Here is an 18,998-nt window from a genome sequence, read left to right as displayed (position 1 = left end):
TGTCCGGCTCCGCGTGCGGGGCCGGAGGCGTGGCGGTGACCGGCTGTGTCCCGCCTTTCACGGGTCAAGAGCGCACATATGGAGCCTGACCACCAACTGTGTCCCCTGAACCGTCCAATTCTGTGTAACTTCTCTTTTGGAGATCTTGGGGGAGAGACGTGATCAGGCGGTTTGGGACAGGCGAACTGCCCATGGAGGCGACAAGCTTCGTGGGCCGCAAGGAAGAGCTTCGTCAGGTCAGGCGTCTGCTCCAGGTCTCCAGGCTGGTCACCGTCACCGGGGTCGCCGGCATCGGCAAGACCCGGGTGGCGGTCAGGGCGGCCTCCGAGGTGCTCGCGACCTTCGCCGACGGCGTCAAGTTCGTCGAACTGGCCGGGGTGAGCGACCCCGACCGTCTCGAACAGGCCGTGGCGTACGCCCTCGAACTGGTCGACCTGTCCGTGAGGCCGGACACCGAGGTCCTGGTCGAGCACCTCCGCGACCGGCAGATGCTCCTGGTCCTCGACACCTGCGAGCACCTCGTGGACGCCTGCGCCCGGTTGGCCCAGACCCTCCTGGAGAGCAGCCCCAACCTGCGCATCCTGGCCACCAGCAGGCAGTCGCTCGGGGTGCCCGGCGAGCACATCGTCGCCCTGCCGCCGATGGCCCTGCCGGGGCCGCGCGCCATGAAGTCGGTCGGCGCGCTCTCCCGGTGCGAGTCGGTCACGCTGTTCCTCGAACGTGTCGCCGCCGTCAAGCCGGACTACGCCCTCACCGGGGAGAACGCCGAGGAGATCGCGGAGATCTGCACCAAGCTCGACGGGATCCCGCTGGCCATCGAACTGGTCGCCGTCCGGATGCGCGCCTTCACCCTCGGCCGGGTCCGCGACCTGCTGGACGACCGGCTCTGGCTGCTGTCCGGCCGGGTGACGGCCAGCAGGCACCCGACGGTCGGCGCGACCGTCGACTGGAGCCACGACCTGTGCACCCCCGACGAACGGCTGCTGTGGTCGCGGCTGCCGGTCTTCGTCTCCGACTTCGACGCCGCGGCGGCGGAGGGGGTCTGCGCCGACGAGGCGCTGCCCGCGGAACGGATTCTGCCCACCCTGCTGGGCCTGGTGGACAAGTCGATCGTGATCCCGGTCAAACGCGAGGAGGGCACGGCCTACCGGCTTCTGGACATCATCAGGGAGTACGGCGCGGCCAGGCTGGCCGAGACCGGGGACGAGGGATGGCTGCGCCGCAGGCACCTGCGCTACCACTTCGAGCTGGCGCTCAGGGGCAAGGAGTCGGGCCGGCACGGCGACCAGGTCGAGTCGTGGAGCCGGGTCCGCAGGCAGTGGCCCAACATCCGCGCCGCCCTGGACCTGTGCGTCCAGGACCCCGAACTGCGTGAGACGGGCCTGATGATGGCCGCGGGCCTGTGGTACCTCTGGGTGGCCTGCGGGATGCTCAGGGAGGGCCGCGACCAGCTCGAACGGCTGCTCGCCCAGCCCATGCCGGGCAGTCAGGCCTGGTCGTGGGGGCTGCTCACCCTCGTCTACATCGCCAACGCCAGAGGCGACCTGGACGAGGCGCGGCTGCTGCTGGAACGGTGCAGGGCGCACAGTCCGCCGGGGACGCCGGGCGCCGAGCTGGTCGAGCTGGTCCAGCTCAAGATGAACGGCACACTGGCCTCGGTCGAGGGCGACCCCCGGGCCGCGGAGGACATGCTCGGCACGGTGATCGAACGGCTTCGCCCCAACCGGGAGCTGCCCGAGGTGCTCCTGCCCGCGATGGTCGAGCTGGGCACCTGCCTGGTGCTCGGCGGCGAGCCCGAGGCGGCGGGCCGGATCCTGCTCGAATGCCGTGAGCTGTGCGACGAGCTGGGAGAGGTCTGGGCGAACGCGCACGCCGACTACGTCCTCGGCCTGGTGGCGCGGACGGAGGGCGACGCCGCCAGGGCGGTCGGGCACGCCCGCGACTCCCTGCGGGTCAAGACACGCTTCTCCGACACCATGGGCGTCGTCTCCTGCCTGGAGCTGCTGGCCTGCGCCGCGGCCGACGAGGGCGACCTGGCCAGGGCAGGGCGGCTGTTCGCCGCGGCGCGCGCGGAACGGCTCGACAAGGGGCTGATCGAGCAGGGCTATCCGGTGGTGATCGAGGAGAGCGCCCGCTGCGCCCAGCGTGTCGCCGCGGGACTGCCTCGAAGGGAGGCCGAGCAGGCGGTCAGGGAGGGGGCCGCGCTCGGCTCGGAACGGGCGATCGCCTACGCGCTCGGCGAGGACGTGGCCACGGGGCCCGCCGTACGGGACTCCCGCTGGGCGCCGCTGACCCGCAGGGAGCGCGAGGTCGCGGAACTGGTCGCCGAGGGGCTGACCAACCGGCAGATCGCCCACCGGCTGGTGGTCGTCCAGCGCACGGTCGACTCCCACGTCGAGCACATCCTCGCCAAGCTCGGTTTCTCCGCGCGCACCCAGATCGCGGCCTGGGCGATCAGGCAGCGCAGGGGACACGTGTGAGGTCCGGCCGCACGGACGGCTGACCGGACATCAGGTGCAGGTGGGCATGAAGTGTCCGCGTGTACAGGTATGCCTTGAGAACCGGCGATTTTGCTGGACGTGAATGTTCTGGTCGGCGTGAATTTTTTGCCGTAGACGGATGTTCCAGAAGAGCACGGCCGATTCGGCGCCAAGGGCGTTCGCCTTTCGCCGGGCACGGCACCAAGCGGAAGCGGAGGATGAACATGGTGCGGGGGCCGGGAAACCTGCCGGTTGACCTGTCCAGTTTCGTGGGACGGGCGGAGGAGCTGGCCGAGGGCCTGCGCCACCTCACAGAGGCCAGGATCATGACCGTCACAGGACCCGCGGGCGTCGGCAAGACCCGTACGGCCCTGCGCCTGGCCGCCAGGCTGCGCCGCCGCTTCCCGGGCGGGACCTGGCGGGCCGAACTGTCCGGTACAGCCGACCCGGTGACCACACTGGCCGAGGCGCTCGAACTGCCCCGGACGTCGTCCGCCAGGGAGATCGGGGCCGCCCTGCGCGAACGGCGCCCGCTCGTCGTCCTCGACACCTGCGAGCACATTCCCGGTGAGGTCGCCGCGCTGGCGGAGGACCTGCTGGCCGAGGCGCCCAGGGCCGCGATCGTCGTCACCGGGCGCAGGCCGCTCGGCCTGCCGGGGGAGCGGGTGCTGCAGCTCGCGCCGTTACCGCTCACCTCGGCCGTGCGACTGTTCGAGGACCGGGCGATGGCGGTCGACCCCCGGTTCGCGCTGACGCCGGCCACGGCGCCGATCGTGGCGGAGATCTGCGGCAGGCTCGACGGGCTGCCGCTGGCGATCGAGCTGGCCGCGACCCTGGTGCGGTCCATGCTGGCCAGGGACCTGCTTGAGGAGCTCAGGCACCGTTTCACCCTGCTGACCGGGGTCAGCAGGACCGTGCTGCCGCGCCACCGTGACCTGCGGGCGGCCGTCATGTGGAGCTACGACCTCTGCGACGCCGAGCAGCGCGAGCTGTGGGCCCTGCTGTCGGCCCTGCCGGGCTCCTTCGGCCTGGCGGACGCGCGCGCGGCGTGCCGGGGACACCTCCCCGGGGAACGGGTGGCCCCCGTCCTGGCGAAGCTGGTCGAGGGGTCTGTCGTACTCCGCGAACCAGGCGAGAGATACCGGATGCTGGAGGCCTACAGAAGGGTCGGCCTCGAACCCTCGGGAAGCCCGTGGCGGCCCGCCGTACAGCGTCCGCTGCGGGGCGGGGGACGGCTGCCCTCCCCCCGGCAGCCGGGCGGGACGGCCAGGCCCGCGGGCACACTGAGCGCCAGGGAGCTCCAGGTGGCCAAACTGATCACCGAGGGACTCTCGAACCCGGAGATCGCCGTACGGCTTGACATCGCCAAACGCACCGTGGACGCCCACGTCCGCAACATTCTCGCCAAGGGCGGCCTCGCCTCCCGCACCCAGGTCGCCGCCTGGGTCGCGGAAAGCGATTATCAGTCCTCGACATAGGCACATCGCCCGATGCGGAAGGGGGGTGGCGGCGGTCATCATGGTGGTGGCCAGTGGGACACCGTGTGCTCCAGCGTTCCGCAGCGTCGGGTGGTCTTGAGGGAGGGGTCCCCTTCCACCTGAAGTATGTTGGGGTTTTCCCTGTGTCGGGCGTGACCCACTGGCCGAACCCCTCCCACGTCTGGCGGGACGGTCCCCGCGCATCTGGTAGGACAAGTGGGTGACCCACACCAGCCTCCCCGCGGACGACGGCGCCCTGCTTCCGCTCGACGCCGTGCGTCGCGGGCCTGTCCCCGCCGCCAGGTCCGCCAGGGGGGTGCCGGAGCCGGCCGCGACGCTGCCGGTCGCACGGGTCGTCGTGGACACGCCGCTGCCGCACCTGGACCGGCCGTTCGACTATCTCGTGCCCGCGTCCATGGACGCCGAGGCGGTCCCGGGCGCGCGGGTCAGGGTCAGGTTCGCGGGCAAGCTCGTGGACGGCTTCCTGCTCGAACGGGCCGAGAACACCGAGCACGAGGGCGGACTGGCCAGGCTTGAGCGGGTCGTCTCGCCGGAGCCGGTGCTCACTCCGGAGATCGCCCTGCTGGCCAGGATCGTGGCCGACCGCTACGCGGGGACCATGGCCGACGTGCTCAGGCTCGCCGTCCCGCCCCGCCACGCCAGGGTCGAGGCCGAGCCGCAACCCCAGCGGGAACCGGCGGAGAAGCCGTCCGGGGAGAAGACCGGCGGAGACCTGGGGCCGTGGGCCGGCTATCCGGAGGGGGCGGCCTTCCTCACGGCCCTGGCCCAGGGCCGCTCACCCCGCGCGGTGTGGAGCGCGCTGCCCGGGACGGGACGGGACGGCCTCGAATGGCCGAGGGCGGTCGCGGTCGCCGTGCGGGAGACCCTCCGGGGGGACAGGGGCGCCCTCGTCGTCCTCCCCGACGGCAAGGACGTCGCGCTGGCCGACGCCGCGCTCGGCGCGGTCCTGGACCCCGGGACGCACGTCGCGCTCACCTCGGACCTGGGCCCCGCGGAGCGCTACCGGCGCTGGCTGCGTGTCCGCAGGGGCCACGTGCGCGTCGTCGTGGGCACCAGGGCGGCCGTCTTCGCGCCGGTCAGGGATCTGGGGCTGGTGGTGATCTGGGACGACGGCGACGATCTGCACGCCGAACGGCTCGCGCCTTACCCGCACGCCAGGGAGGTCCTCGCGCTGCGCGCCCACCACGGCAGGGCGGGACTGCTCATCGGCGGCCACGCCCGTACGGCCGAGGCCACCAGGCTCGTCGCCACCGGCTGGGCCGGTGCCATCGTCGCGGACCGGGAGACGATCAGGGCCAGGGCGCCCAGGGTCCGCCCCGCGGGGGACGACGCGGAACTGGCCAGGGACGAGGCGGCGCGGGCGGCCAGGCTGCCCAGCCTCGCCTGGCGGGCGCTGCGCGCGGGCCTGGAGACGGGGCCGGTGCTGATCCAGGTCCCCCGGCGGGGATACCTGCCCGGCCTGGCCTGCCAGAGTTGCCGGACCACAGCCAGGTGCGGGCACTGCGGAGGGCCGCTCGCGCTGCGCGGGGGACACGCCATGCCGTACTGCCGCTGGTGCGGCCGGATCGCGGGACAGTGGCGCTGCCAGTCCTGCGGCGCGGCGCGGATGCGGGCGCAGGTGGTCGGCGCCCGCCGTACGGCCGAGGAACTGGGCAGGGCCTTTCCCTCGGTGCCGGTCAGGACCTCGGGCAGGGACGGGGTGCTCGCCGCGGTCGGTGACGCGCGTGCCCTGGTCGTGGCGACCCCGGGGGCCGAGCCCGTCGCGGAGGGCGGCTACGCGGCGGCGGTGCTGCTGGACGGCTGGGCCATGCTGGGCAGGCCCGACCTGCGGGCCGCAGAGGAGACGCTGCGCCGGTGGATGAACGCGGCCGCGCTGCTGCGGCCACGGGCGGAACTGGTGGTGCTCGCCGACTCCTCGGTGCCCGCCGTGCAGGCGCTGCTGCGCTGGGACCCGGCCACCCACGCCGAACGTGAACTGGCCGACAGGACAGAACTCCGTTTTCCCCCGGCGGTAAGGATCGCCACCCTGACCGGGTCCCCCGGCGCGGTACGGGAAATGCTCGGCGACGTCGAACTGCCCGGGCAGGCGCAGGTGCTCGGGCCCGTCCCCCTCGACGCGCCAAGGGGCGACCAGGTGCGGGAACGTGCCATGGTACGGGTCCCGCAGGCGGCGGGGGCGGCGCTGTCCGCGGCGCTGAAGGGGGCGGCGGGAGTACGCTCCGCCCGTAAGTCACCGGAGGTGGTCCGGGTGTGCATTGACCCCCTGGACGTCATTTGAGTTGTTTCCCCGATTCGCGGTGCTGACAGTAAGCCGTTAATTTTCCTCTGTGTCGATCGAATGGGTGAATCAGGCCGTAGACGATCTGCGCGCGTGGGGGCGTGCGCACGGCCTGGCCGTTGACGTGGACGAGGTACGTCTGCTCTGCGACTACGCGAGCGACTATCTGGACGTGAACGAGCTGGGCGACTTCACCCCGGGCACCTTCGAGGAACTGCTGCTCAACATCTACCCGCGGAAGGTCATCGCCCCGCCGGAGAGCGCCCCAGAGACCGTCGCCGCCGCCCGCACCCTGGTCGACTTCCTCCTCGCGACCGAGGAGATCGGCGGCAAGATGGCGACCAGAATGCGATCCGTACTGGACCGAATCGAACCGGAGATGCCGATCGCGCTCGCCGACACCTCCCGGTTCGGCATGGCCAAGAGCCTGTTCAGCGCGATGGGCGCCGAAGCCCTCGAACAGGGCTTCTCCCTCACCCCGGCCGAACGGCCCGCGGCCCAGGCCGTCCGGGAGGAGAGCGAGGACGGGCCGTGCGACTGCCCGGGATGCGCCCCCCTGCCCCCCGTACGGCTCGCCGCCCGCGAGGCACTGGCCGAGGCGGCGCTACGGGTCCCCATGGTGACCGACGCCCGGCGGCTGGTGCAGTGGATGCTCGCCGGAGGCCGCACTCCGACCGTCAAGGGGCGCCTCAGAGTCCGCGACGCCGCCGAGGCCGCCGCCCAGCTCTCGGTCGCCGAACCCGCCCTGCTGTGGGACCTGGCGGTCTACGCGGGACTGGTCGAGATCGAGGGCACCGCCGTCTTCGACGCCGACGACCTCGACCCGCTCGACGTCTGGGCCTCGGTGGTCGAGTTCGTCGTGGAGAAGGAGACCGGCGGCGCCGTCACCGGCAATCCGGCCCTCGACGAGGAGCTCTACGGCCTGTGCGACGTGCTCTACCGGCTGCAGACGCCGATGCCGGTCCCGCTGCTGATGGAGTACGCCCAGGAGGCCGGGCTGACCGACGAGGCCGAACTCGACCCTGAGGAGGCCATCGGGCGCCTGGCCTACTGCGGCGTCGTCGAACCGGACCGGATGGAGCTCGCACTGACCCCGCAGGCCGTGTGGGCCCTGCGGGAGCTCTACACCGGGCTCGGCATCGACGCCCCCGAGGCCGCCGACCTGGCCGCCGTGGACGCCTCCGAACTCATCGAGGGACTGCTGTCCGGCATCCCCACGGAACTGGCCGAGGCCGAGATCGAGGAGTGGCTGCGGAGCAGGAGCGCGGCCGAGGCCGCGGCCGAGCTCCTCGGCGCCGTCACCGGCGCCCCCTCCGTAGCCAGGGGGATCGCCGTGACGATCGTCGACAGGCTCGGCCCCGAGGCAGAACGGGCGGTCAGAGGGCATCTGCAGGAGGCGGAGCTGCGCCCCCACGTCATCCACTGGCTGTCGGCGCGCGGCCTGCCCGCCCCGGCGCTCACCCAGGAGGAGGTCCTGTGGATGAGCGTGGACACCCTCGCCCTGGCCGTCTCCGCGGCCGAGGACGACCCCGAGACGTTCGCCGAGAACATGGCGGCGTCCGGTCCGCCCGCCCATATGATCGACGAGATGTGGCGGGTCGACCACCCGGACGTCGTGCAGGTCCTCGAACTGCTCGGCCGCTCCCTGCACGACCAGAACGTCGCCAAGGCCGCGCGCAAGGCCGCCTTCAAGGCCAGATCGCGCGCGATCGGCTAGCCGTACACCCGTGGGGCCTGAGTGCAGTAAGTTTCACGAGTGGCAAAGAGCGGGAACACGGGCAACGTCTTCGACCTCGGCGAGTTGCGCAGGCTCGTCGGCGAGCTCGGGGCGGCACCCGGAGAGCTGCGCGCGGCCGTGCTCGACGCGGTCGGCGCCACCGAGGCGGACGGCGACTGCGACTGCTCCGACTGCGGCACCGAGGTGCTGAGCTTCCCACCGGTCGAGCTGGCCGCCGACGGCGAGCTGGCCGAGGCCGTGCTGAGGGTCCCCCTGGTGCTGGACGCCCAGCGGCTGGCCGTCTGGACCGGCACCAGGCCGGTGACCCCGGAGGGCCTGCTGCCCGACCCCTTCCTGGCGTGCGCCGAGCTCGGCCTGCCCGGCCCGGCGCGGTTGCACCTGCTGTGGGTCGTCGCGGTCAACACCGGCATGCTCCGCATCTCCAGGGGCATGGCGACGGAGGGTCCGCTGGCGCTGTCGGCAGAGCTGCCGCACCGGGCGATGCTGGAGTTCTGGGACGGCGTGGTCATGGACGTGCTCGACCGGGCGGACGAGGGCCTCACCGGCTCCGCCGTGGTCGACGACCACCTGGCCGAGATGCTCGCCACGATGTACGCCGTGAGCGACGGCCTGTCCGCCGCCACCCTCGTCAAGGGCATCCTCCAGTCGCACGAGGTGGCCTGCCAGGCCCGCCCCGCCGAGATGCGGGCGCTGAGCGCCTCCCTGCCCGGCGAACTGGACGCCGCGCTGTCCCTGCTCGGCTACTGCGGTCTCATCGAGCCGTCCGAGACGGGCAGGCCGAGGCTGACCCCCCTGGGCGTCTGGGCCGTCCGCCAGGACCTCATCCGTGAGGGCCACGACGCGCCGACGGGGGCCGAGGTCGCCGTCTTCGCCGACCTGGGCGCAACCGAGCTGGTCGACGCCATCATCAAGCGCTCCGCGGCTCCCAGCGCCGTCACCGTCTGGCTTGAGTCCCGCACCCCGGAGACCGCCGCCCGTGAACTGGTCAGGGTCGCCGCCTCGGGTACGGCCGGCCAGCGCGGCACCGTCGGCACGATCCTCGAAGAGCTGGGCCCCGAGGCGGAGGCCCCCCTCAGGGAGGCGCTCCAGGAGCCGTCCCTGTGGCGTTACGCCGCCTCCTGGCTGCACATCCGCGACCTCCCGGCCCCGGCCCTCGCCCAGGAGGACCGCACCTGGATCGCCGTCGACACGCTCGCCTCGCTGGCCCAGCTCGGCAGGACGGCCGAGGCGATCCGCGAGTTCGACGCGCTCGAACCCGGTGAGGACCTGGTCAGGCTGGCCGAGGAGATGGCCGCGGCCGACCACCCCGACACCATCGCCGTGCTCGACCTGCTGGGTGCCCGTCACCCGGACCCCACGGTCGCCAAGGCGGCCCGCAAGGCGGCGATGAAAACCCGCTCCCGTTAGTCCGGCGGCGCCCGAGGGGCGCCGCCGGACTAACGGGGTGCCTTTTTGCGCCGCCTTCGGCGTCGCGGGCTTGGGCGCTTCGAGTCGGCGCTTTCCCTCGTCGCTCATCCGCTTCGCTCCTGCGCTCCTCAGTCCAAGCACCGACGCGCCCAAGCCGGAACCCCTCACTCCCGGCACCGGTAAAGCACAAGATCAAACCCCTCACTCCCGGCACCGGGGCGTCGGAACCGACTCTGAACGGGATGGCCGACAACGTCCGAGAGCGAGGAGTCCAGCGTGGACTCACCGGCACCGGGCGCGAGGGGTTGGCCTGTGCCTTACCGGTGCCGTGTGTGAGGAGTGTCCGGCTTGGGCGCCGTCGGCGCTTGGACTGAGGAACGCAGGAGCGCAGCGACGGAGTGACGAGGGAAAGCGCCGACTCGGAGGCGCCCAAGCCCCGCGACGCCGCCAGGCGGAGCAAAAAGACACAGCGACGAGGGAAAGCGCCGACTCGGAGGCGCCCAAGCCCGCGACGCCGCCAGGCGGAGCAAGGAGACACAGCCCGCGACGCCGCAGGCGTCGCAAAAGATACACTGAGGCTTCCGAAAAGCACTGAGGAGATCCCTGTTGGCCATTCAGCCGATCCGTCTTTTCGGCGACCCGGTGTTGCGTACGCCGGCGGAGCCGGTGAAGGACTTCGACAAGGAGCTGCGCAGGCTCGTCAAGGACCTCACGGACACGATGATGGACGCGCCGGGGGCCGGGCTCGCGGCGCCGCAGATCGGGGTCGGCCTGCGGGTGTTCACCTACTACGTCGACAACCAGCTCGGTCATCTGATCAATCCCGACCTCGACCTGTCCGAGGAGAAGGACGAGGAGGGTGAGGAGGGCTGCCTGTCCTTCCCCGGTCTGTCGTTCCCGACCCCCAGGGCGATCAGGGCCGTGGCGACGGGGTTCAACATGCACGGTGACCCCGTCACGCTTGAGGGCACCGACCTCATGGCGCGCTGTTTCCAGCATGAGACCGACCACCTCGACGGGGTGCTCTTCATCGACCGGATGGACCTCAAGCAGCGCAAGCTCGCGATGAGGGAGATCCGCGCGGCCGAGTGGAGCGGTCTGTCCGCCCCCGCGTTCAAGTTCTCCCCGCACGCGACCCACGGGAAGGCTCTGTAGGAACCTTGCGTCTGGTCTTCGCCGGAACTCCGGAAACCGCCCTGCCCTCGTTGAGGGCCCTGCTCGACTCGCCGCGCCACGAGGTCGCCGCCGTCGTCACCCGCCCGGACGCCCAGTCGGGCCGGGGCCGCAAGCTTCAGCCGAGTCCGGTCGCCGAGCTGGCGCAGGAGGCGGGGGTGGAGATCCTCAGACCGGTCAGGGCGGGGGACCCCGAGTTCCTCGACCGGCTGCGGCTGATCGCCCCCGACTGCTGTCCCGTCGTCGCCTACGGGGCTCTGCTGCCGCAGAGCGCCCTGGACATCCCGCCTCGCGGGTGGGTCAACCTCCACTTCTCGCTGCTGCCCGCCTGGCGGGGCGCCGCGCCCGTGCAGCACGCCGTACTGCACGGTGACGAGATCACCGGCGCGGCCACCTTCCAGATCGTCAGGGAGCTGGACGCGGGACCGGTCTACGGCGTGGTCACCGAGGAGGTCAGGCCCGCCGACACCAGCGGGGAGCTGCTGGCCAGGCTCGCCGAGTCGGGCGCCGGGCTGCTGGCCGCGACCCTCGACGGCATCGAGGACGGCACGCTGGAGGCGGTGCCCCAGCCCGCTGAGGGGGTGAGCCTCGCCCCGAAGATCACTGTGGACGACGCCAGGGTCGACTGGTCGGCGCCCGCCATGCGGGTCGACCGGCTGATCCGGGCCTGTTCCCCCGCCCCCGGCGCCTGGACGGAGTTCCGCGGGCTGCGGGTCAAGCTCGGCCCGGTGCGGCCCGCGTCCGGGGCGCCCTCGCTCGCCCCGGGGCGGATCGCGGCCTCGAAGAACACGGTGCTGGTCGGCACCGCGACGCACCCGGTCGAGCTGGGTGAGGTGCGGCCACAGGGCAAGCGCGCGATGAGCGCGGGGGAGTGGGCCCGCGGCGTGCGGCTCACCGAAGACGATCGGCTGGGCTAGGACATGAACGAGCGGGGGAGCGGTGGCCGCCGCGCGGCGGGCCACTCACGGGACGATCAGGCCGCCTCTCACGGCGGCGGAGAGCGGCGGGGGGCGGGTCGTGGGAACAGGCGCCCGCGCCCGCCGAAGCCGGTCCGTGACGAGGCCAGGAACGTCGCCTACGACCTGTTGCGCGCGGTGGACGAGCGGGACGCCTACGCCAACCTGCTGATGCCCGCCCTGCTGAGGGAGCGCCGGCTCTCCGGGCGTGACGCGGGCCTGGCGACCGAGCTGGCCTACGGGACGCTGCGCGGGCTGGGCACCTACGACGAGGTCATCGCCGCCTGCAGTGACCGTCCCCCCGAGGACCTCGATCCGCCGCTGCTCGACGCGATCCGGCTCGGCGTGCACCAGTTGCTCAAGACGCGTGTCCCGCCGCACGCCGCCGTCGGCACGACCGTCGACCTGGTGCGGCTGCGGGTGGGTACAGGCGCGTCGAAATACGCCAACGCGGTGCTCAGGAAGGTCGCGGGCCGTTCGCTCGACCAGTGGGTCCCGATCGTGGCTCCCGATCCCGGGCAGGATCCGGTCGGCCACCTGGCGGTCGCCCACAGCCACCCCCGGTGGATCGTCAACGCGCTGCGCGACGCCGTCGGCGGTGGTTTCGACGAGACCGCCGCCCTGCTGGCCGCCGACAACGAGCGTCCCCGCGTCACCCTGGTCGCCCGTCCCGGACGGGCCTCGGTCGAGGAGCTCCTGGCCTCGGGCGCCGAGCCTGGCGAGTACTCCCCGTACGCGGCCTACCTGAAGGAGGGTGATCCGGGCTCCATCCTGGCGGTGGCCGAGGGGCGCGCCGCCGTACAGGACGAGGCGAGTCAGCTGGTCGCGCTGGCGTTGACGCGGGTCCCGGTCGAGGGCGGGGACAGCCGCTGGTTCGACATGTGCGCCGGTCCCGGCGGGAAGGCGGGCCTGCTGGACGCGCTGGCCGTACGGGGCGGGGCGAGGCTGCTGGCGGCCGAGCTGCAGTATCACCGCGCCCGTCTGGTCAGGCAGGCCACCCGTCAGGCCGCGGTGGTCGCCGCGGACGGTACGGTGCCCGCCTGGCGGCCGGGTGTCTTCGACCGGGTCATGGTCGACGCGCCCTGCACCGGTCTCGGCGCGCTGCGCCGCCGCCCCGAGGCGCGCTGGCGCCGTGATCCCCGTAGCCTTCCCGAGCTGGGCGCGCTCCAGCGGGAGCTGCTCTCGCACGCCCTGGAGGCCGTCCGTCCCGGAGGGGTCGTCGCCTACGTGACCTGTTCGCCGCATCTGGCGGAGACGGTGGCCGTCGTGGGTGACGCGCTGCGCGGCCGTGCGGACGCCGAGGCGCTGGACGCCCGTGCCTTCCTGCCCGGCGTCGAGGGGCTGGGTGAGGGGCCGTACGCGCAGTTCTGGCCGCACCGCCACGGTACGGACGCGATGTTCCTCGCCCTGCTGCGCCGCCGGTAACGGGATTTGAACTCTTTGTGAAGATAGGTTAAGGAAGTCCGAATCTTGCCCCCACGTTGAGATGAATATCGGTTCTGCGGACAATGCAGGAAATCGCCGATGGGACGTGGGGATTTACTGATGTGTGGAATCTCCGGGTGGGTGGACTTCGAGCGTGACCTTGGGCCGTCCCGGGACGTCGCGCAGGCCATGACCGACACGATGGCCTGCCGGGGGCCCGACGACGAGGGGTTGTGGACGGCCCCGCACGTCGCGCTCGGCCACCGCAGGCTGGCCGTCATCGACGTCGAGGGCGGGCGTCAGCCGATGGTCGCCGACCAGGACGGTGAGCCGCTCGCCGTCCTGGTCTACAGCGGGGAGCTGTACGACTTTCCCGAGCTGCGCGCCGAGCTGGCCGCGCGGGGCCACCGCTTCCGCACCCGGAGCGACACCGAGGTCCTGCTGCGGGCCTACCTGGAGTGGGACGAGGACCTCCTCGACCGCCTGAACGGCATGTTCGCCTTCGCGATCTGGGACGTCCGGCGTCAGGAACTGCTGCTGGCGCGCGACCGGATGGGCGTCAAGCCGCTGTACTACCACCCGACCCCCTCGGGGGTGCTGTTCGGTTCGGAGCCTAAGGCGATCCTCGCCAATCCGCTCGCCCAGCCCGCCGTGGTCGACCTCGACGGCCTGCGGGAGATCTACGCGTTCAGCAAGACGCCCGGACACGCCGTCTACCGGGGAATGCACGAGGTGCGGCCAGGCCAGGTGATCCGGGTGAGCCGTGCGGGCCTGAGCAGGCGGTTCTACTGGCGGCTTGAGGCCCGCGAGCACCCCCACGACCTCGGGACGACCGTACGGACGGTGCGCGGGATGCTGGAGGACGTCGTCGGGCGCCAGCTGGTCTCCGACGTGCCGCTGTGCACCCTGCTGTCCGGCGGCCTCGATTCGAGCACGGTCACCGCGCTGGCCATGGACCGGCTGCGGAAGGACGGCAAGGAGGGGGTCCGCTCCTTCTCCGTCGACTTCGCCGGCTACGACGAGAACTTCACCCCGGACGCGATTCGCTCGACCCCGGACACGCCGTACGTCCTCGACGTCGTCCGGCACGTCGGCTCCGACCACACCTCCATCGTCCTGGACCCGGCCGACCTCATGGACCCCGCCGCGCGCGCCGCCGTACTGCGGGCGCGGGATCTGCCGCTCGGGCTCGGCGACATGGACACCTCGCTCTACCTGCTGTTCAGGGCGATCAGGGAGCACTCGACGGTCGCGTTGTCCGGGGAGTCGGCCGACGAGGTCTTCGGCGGCTACCGCTGGTTCCACGAACCGGCCGCGGTCGGCGGCGACACCTTCCCGTGGCTGGCGATGCCAGGCGTCGAGCGGTTCAACGGGGTGGTCGGGATCCTCAGCGAGGAGCTGCTGCGGGAACTCGACCTGCCCGCCTACCGCGCCAGGCGCTACCGGGAGGCGCTCGACGAGGTACCCAGGCTGCCGGGGGAGGGCGGGCTGGAGCGGCGGATGCGGGAGATCGGCTACCTGAACCTGACCCGCTTCGTGCAGAACCTCCTCGACCGCAAGGACCGGATGAGCATGGCCGTCGGCCTTGAGGTCCGGGTACCGTTCTGCGACCACCGGCTGGTCGAGTACGTCTTCAACATCCCCTGGTCGATCAAGAGCTTCGACGGGCGCGAGAAGAGCGTGCTGCGCGCCGCGGCGGCGGACATCCTGCCCGGTTCGGTGCTCGAACGCCGAAAGAGCCCCTACCCCACGACCCAGGACCCCGCCTACGACCAGGCCCTCAGGAAGCAGGTCGCCGGGCTGCTCGACCGGGGTGGGGTCGCGGCCGCGCAGCTGGCCGACCTCGGCAGGGTGCGAGCCGTCCTCGACCGGCAGGAGGGGGAGGCGGACCTGGACGGCAGGGCGGCGCTGGACGGCTTCCTCGGGCTCAACGCCTGGCTTGAGGAGTACGACGTGCGGCTCAAACTCTGAGCGCGCGCGGGGGCTCCGCCCGCCCGGTGACCGGAGGGCGGCGCCCAATAGACTCGGCCGCACTATGGCCGTACAGATCTCGCCCAGCATCCTGTCCGCCGACTTCGCCCGCCTCGCGGAGGCGGCCGCGGCGGTGCCCAACGCCGACTGGTTGCACGTGGACGTCATGGACAACCATTTCGTGCCCAACCTGACTCTTGGCCTGCCCGTCGTCGAGTCGCTGCTCAAGGCGACCTCGACGCCGCTCGACTGCCACCTGATGATCGAGGACCCCGACCGCTGGGCACCTGCCTACGCCGAGGCGGGGGCGGGCAGCGTGACGATCCATGTGGAGGCCGCCAGGGCCCCGGTGCGCACCCTGCGGCAGATCCGCGCCGCGGGGGCCCGCGCCGGGCTCGCGCTGAACCCCGCCACGGCGGTCGAGCCGTACGAGGACCTGCTCGGCGAGGTCGACATGCTGCTGATGATGACCGTGGAGCCCGGCTTCGGCGGCCAGCGGTTCCTGGACATCGTGCTGCCCAAGATCCGCCGGGCCCGCGGGCTGATCGACGGGCACGGTGGCCAGATCTGGCTGCAGGTCGACGGCGGGGTCTCGGCCGAGACGATCGAGCGCTGCGCGGAGGCCGGGGCCGACGTGTTCGTCGCGGGCAGCGCCGTCTACGGCGCCGCCGACCCGGCCCGTGCGATCGACGAGCTGCGGTCGGCGGCGGAGAAGGCCTGACGGCCTCCAGACGTTCGAAGGCCCCGGGACGCCGTTTGGGCGGCCCCGGGGCCTTCGAGAAGCCGCGAGAGTGCGTGGAGCGGGCGGGCTAGCCCTGCAGGGCCGGGTCGAGGATCACGCCCTCGCCGCTGACGGTCGGCTCCTCGGGGAAGTGGCAGGCGGTCAGATGCCCCTCCTTGTTGCCCTCCAGCCGGACCAGGGGCGGCTCCTCGGTCGCGCACTTGTCCTGTGCCTTCCAGCAGCGGGTGCGGAAGCGGCAGCCGGACGGCGGGTCGATGGGGGAGGGCACGTCCCCGGCGAGGCGGATGCGCTCGCGGGCACCCGCCTCCGTGGTCGCCTCGGGCACCGCCGACAGCAACGCGTGGGTGTAGGGGTGCCGGGGGCGCTCGTAGAGGGAGGACCTGTCGGCTATCTCGACGATCTTGCCGAGGTACATGACCGCGACCCGCTGCGAGAAGTGCCTGACGATGGCCAGGTCGTGCGCGATGAACAGGAACGCGATCCCCAGGTCCCTCTGGAGCTGCTGGAGCAGGTTGACGACCTGCGCCTGGATCGAGACGTCAAGCGCGGAGACCGGCTCGTCGGCGATGATCAGCTTGGGGTTGAGGGCCAGCGCGCGGGCGACCCCGATGCGCTGGCGCTGACCGCCGGAGAACTCGTGCGGGAAGCGGTTGTAGTGCTCGGGGTTGAGACCGACGGTCTCCAGAAGCTCCTTGACGCGCTTCTCCCTGCCACCGGGCGGCTCGATGCCGTTGATCTCCATCGGGCCACTGATGATCGTGCCCACGGTGTGGCGGGGGTTGAGCGACGAGTACGGGTCCTGGAAGATCATCTGGATCTCGGACCTGATCGGCTTGAGCTCCTTGCGGCCTGCGTGCGTGATGTCGTGGCCCCGGTAGCGGATGGAGCCCCCGGTGGGTTCGAGCAACCGGGCGGCGAGCCGTCCCGTGGTCGACTTCCCGCAGCCGGACTCGCCGACCAGGCCGAGGGCCTCACCGGTGTGCACGGTCAGGTCGAGCCCGTCGACCGCGTGCACCTTGCCGACCTGCCGCTTGAAGATCAGCCCGCCCGTCACCGGGAAGTGCTTCTCCAGTCCGGACAGCTCCAGCAGTTCCTCGCTCACGCGTCCTCCCTCGCAGACGGCGTCCGCGAGCCGCCAAGCCCGTTCACTGGCCGTCCTTGCTTCACTTGTGGATCTCCCGCTTCTGGGCGAGGGTCAGATAGCACGCGTCGCCGTGGCCGCGGTGCGGGGACAGTTCGGGCCGCTCACCCTTGCACAGCTCGGGTCCCGCCTGGTCCATGTAGTCGCACCTGGGGTGGAACGGGCAGCCGGAGGGAACGTTGAGCAGGCTCGGCGGGGTGCCGCGGACCGGCTTGAGCGGGATGTCGACCGAGGAGCTCAGCCGCGGCATCGAGCCGAGCAGACCCCAGGTGTAGGGGTGACGCGGGGTGTCGAGGACCTCCTTGACCGTGCCGCGCTCGACGGCCCGGCCCGCGTACATCACCAGCACGTTGTGCGCGGTGTTGGCGACCACGCCCAGGTCGTGCGTGATCATGATGATGGAGGTGCCGGTCTGGTCCTGGAGTTCCTTGAGCAGGTCCAGGATCTGGGCCTGCACGGTCACGTCAAGCGCGGTGGTCGGCTCGTCGGCGATCAGCAGGTCCGGGTCGCAGACCAGGGCCATCGCGATCATCGCGCGCTGCCGCATGCCGCCGGAGAACTGGTGCGGGTAGTCGTCCACACGGGTCTTCGGCTGCGGGATGCCGACCCGGGTCAGCATCTCGATCGCGCGGGCCCTGGACTCGGACTTGCTCGCGCCGGTGTGCTTGCGGTAGACCTCGCCGATCTGCCTGCCGATCGTGTGGTACGGCGAGAGCGCGGTCAGCGGGTCCTGGAAGATCATCGCGATCTTGTTGCCGCGAAGCTTCTCCATGGTGGACCGGGAGGCGCCGATCAGTTCCTGACCGTCGAGGTGGATCTCACCGCTGATCTTGGTGGTCTCCGGGTTGTGCAGGCCGAGCACGGTCAGGTTGGTCACCGATTTGCCGGATCCCGACTCGCCCACGATCCCCAGGGTGGTGCCCTTCTCCACGTCGAAGGAGAGCCCGTCCACCGCGTGGACGAGGCCGTCCTCGGTGTGGAAGTCGACGGTCAGGTCACGGACCGACAGGAACGGGTTCGACACTTCTTCCAGCTCCTAGCTCAGCCGCACGCGGGGGTCGATGACGGCGTACAAGACGTCCACGATGATGTTGAACACGACGATGGCGCCTGCGGCCACCATCACCGTCGCCATCAGCATAGGCAGGTCCGAGCTCCAGACGGCCCTGATGGACAGCTGCCCGATTCCCTGCAGGCCGAAGGTCTGCTCGGTGATGATCGCGCCGCCGATCAGGGTGCCCAGGTCGACGCCGAGGATGGTGACGATGGTGATCAGGGTGCCGCGCAGTGCGAACCTCATCACGACCGAGCGGTTCTGCATGCCCTTGGCCCGAGCCGTCCTGACGTAGTCCTCGGAGAGCTGCTCCACCATCGTCGAACGGGTCATACGGGTGTAGTTGGCGGTGAAGATGATCGCCAGCACCACCCAGGGCAGCATCAGCCCCATCGCCCAGTCCAGCGGGTTCTCGGTGATGGGGACGTATCGCGGCTGCCGCAGGATGTGGTTGTGGTAGACGAGGAAGTACAGCGCCAGCGTGCCGACGAAGTAGATCTGCAGCGAGGCGCCGATCAGGGAGGAGACGCTGGCGATCTTGTCCAGCGCCTTGCCCTGCCTGAGCGCCGCGACGATACCGGTCGCCACTCCGAACAGGAGGAAGACGATGGCCGCGCCGATCGTCAGCGAGACGGTCAACGGCATGCGGTCAAGGATCGTGTCCAGCACCGGGGCCTTGTTGACGAAGGAGAACCCCAGGCAGGGGGCGGCGCAGTTGCCCAGGCCCTCGTAGTCGCGGCCGACGAAGATGCCGGCGACCCAGGTCAGGAACTGCACGAACAGCGGTTGGTCCAGTCCCAGGTTGTGCCGCGCCTGCTCCAGCAGCTCGGGCGGGCAGACCTTGCCGCAGGCGAGCCGGGCGGGGTCGGCTGGAACGGCGAAGAAAAGGAAGAACGTGCACGCGGCGATGATCAGCAGGGTGACCACGGCGCCGAGGGTGCGGCGAGTGATGAATCGAAACATGGCCCGTTTCCCGACGGTTGCTGGGAGACCGCCGCGGGGGCCGTGAAGCCCCCGCGGGGCGGGGGGGGGGGGGGGGGGGTGGGGGCGCGCGGGGGGGGGGGGGGGGGGGGAACGGAGCTATTGAGGGGCAAGCGATGAACGACCCGGGACCGGAGAGGGCGCGCGGCACCC

General features: G+C 71.6%; 13 protein-coding genes. 10 read left to right on the top strand and 3 right to left on the bottom strand.

Annotated elements, in window-relative coordinates:
- Window positions 1-209: 209 nt before the first annotated feature.
- The 10 genes from ABZ470_RS06410 (at window position 210) to rpe (ending at window position 15,648) form a co-directional block, all read left to right on the top strand.
- Window positions 210-2,480, top strand: coding sequence for a LuxR C-terminal-related transcriptional regulator (locus tag ABZ470_RS06410; RefSeq protein ID WP_362910395.1), 2,271 nt, complete (start codon window positions 210-212; stop codon window positions 2,478-2,480).
- A 218-nt stretch (window positions 2,481-2,698) separates the two neighbouring features.
- Entirely contained in the window at window positions 2,699-3,958 is a 1,260-nt protein-coding gene (locus ABZ470_RS06405; RefSeq protein WP_362778608.1) for a LuxR C-terminal-related transcriptional regulator, read from the top strand.
- 220 nt (window positions 3,959-4,178) lie between these two features.
- Window positions 4,179-6,257, top strand: coding sequence for a primosomal protein N' (locus tag ABZ470_RS06400; protein ID WP_362910393.1), 2,079 nt, complete (start codon window positions 4,179-4,181; stop codon window positions 6,255-6,257).
- 49 nt (window positions 6,258-6,306) lie between these two features.
- Window positions 6,307-7,974, top strand: a complete 1,668-nt coding sequence (locus ABZ470_RS06395) for a hypothetical protein (RefSeq protein WP_362910391.1) — start codon at window positions 6,307-6,309, stop codon at window positions 7,972-7,974.
- 39 nt (window positions 7,975-8,013) lie between these two features.
- A complete protein-coding gene (locus ABZ470_RS06390; protein ID WP_352008960.1) occupies window positions 8,014-9,402 on the top strand; it encodes a hypothetical protein in 1,389 nt (462 codons plus the stop codon).
- Between the two features lie 606 nt (window positions 9,403-10,008).
- Window positions 10,009-10,557, top strand: coding sequence for a peptide deformylase (def, locus tag ABZ470_RS06385; RefSeq protein ID WP_352008961.1), 549 nt, complete (start codon window positions 10,009-10,011; stop codon window positions 10,555-10,557).
- A 5-nt stretch (window positions 10,558-10,562) separates the two neighbouring features.
- The gene (gene fmt / locus ABZ470_RS06380; protein WP_362910389.1) at window positions 10,563-11,492 is read left to right on the top strand and encodes a methionyl-tRNA formyltransferase; all 930 of its coding nucleotides are present in this window, start codon (window positions 10,563-10,565) and stop codon (window positions 11,490-11,492) included.
- Window positions 11,493-11,495: 3 nt separating this feature from the next.
- Window positions 11,496-12,956: a transcription antitermination factor NusB gene (locus ABZ470_RS06375; RefSeq protein WP_362910387.1), complete on the top strand. Its 1,461-nt coding sequence runs from the start codon at window positions 11,496-11,498 to the stop codon at window positions 12,954-12,956.
- A 120-nt stretch (window positions 12,957-13,076) separates the two neighbouring features.
- Window positions 13,077-14,927, top strand: coding sequence for an asparagine synthase (glutamine-hydrolyzing) (asnB, locus tag ABZ470_RS06370; RefSeq protein WP_362910385.1), 1,851 nt, complete (start codon window positions 13,077-13,079; stop codon window positions 14,925-14,927).
- Window positions 14,928-14,991: 64 nt separating this feature from the next.
- A complete protein-coding gene (rpe, locus tag ABZ470_RS06365) occupies window positions 14,992-15,648 on the top strand; it encodes a ribulose-phosphate 3-epimerase (protein WP_362910383.1) in 657 nt (218 codons plus the stop codon).
- 88 nt (window positions 15,649-15,736) lie between these two features.
- Here the strand turns inward: rpe and ABZ470_RS06360 are convergent, their stop codons facing one another.
- From ABZ470_RS06360 to ABZ470_RS06350, 3 genes are all read right to left on the bottom strand, one after another.
- Complete coding sequence (locus ABZ470_RS06360) at window positions 15,737-16,771, bottom strand: oligopeptide/dipeptide ABC transporter ATP-binding protein (RefSeq protein WP_352008966.1); 1,035 nt, start codon at window positions 16,769-16,771, stop codon at window positions 15,737-15,739.
- A 61-nt stretch (window positions 16,772-16,832) separates the two neighbouring features.
- Complete coding sequence (locus tag ABZ470_RS06355) at window positions 16,833-17,834, bottom strand: ABC transporter ATP-binding protein (RefSeq protein WP_362910381.1); 1,002 nt, start codon at window positions 17,832-17,834, stop codon at window positions 16,833-16,835.
- A gap of 12 nt (window positions 17,835-17,846) precedes the next feature.
- The gene (locus ABZ470_RS06350; RefSeq protein ID WP_352008968.1) at window positions 17,847-18,827 is read right to left on the bottom strand and encodes an ABC transporter permease; all 981 of its coding nucleotides are present in this window, start codon (window positions 18,825-18,827) and stop codon (window positions 17,847-17,849) included.
- Window positions 18,828-18,998: the final 171 nt, after the last annotated feature.

Source organism: Streptosporangium sp. NPDC020072 (assembly GCF_040631445.1).
Lineage (GTDB): Bacteria > Actinomycetota > Actinomycetes > Streptosporangiales > Streptosporangiaceae > Streptosporangium.
This window is presented reverse-complemented; position numbering and strand designations above follow the sequence as displayed.

Bases quoted from the DNA above. Each gene is read 5' to 3' on its own strand.
- ABZ470_RS06375 (WP_362910387.1), top strand. From the start codon at position 11,496: ATGAACGAGCGGGGGAGCGGTGGCCGCCGCGCGGCGGGCCACTCACGG.
- asnB (WP_362910385.1), top strand. From the start codon at position 13,077: ATGTGTGGAATCTCCGGGTGGGTGGACTTCGAGCGTGACCTTGGGCCG.
- ABZ470_RS06405 (WP_362778608.1), top strand. From the start codon at position 2,699: ATGAACATGGTGCGGGGGCCGGGAAACCTGCCGGTTGACCTGTCCAGT.
- rpe (WP_362910383.1), top strand. From the start codon at position 14,992: ATGGCCGTACAGATCTCGCCCAGCATCCTGTCCGCCGACTTCGCCCGC.
- ABZ470_RS06350 (WP_352008968.1), bottom strand. From the start codon at position 18,827: ATGTTTCGATTCATCACTCGCCGCACCCTCGGCGCCGTGGTCACCCTG.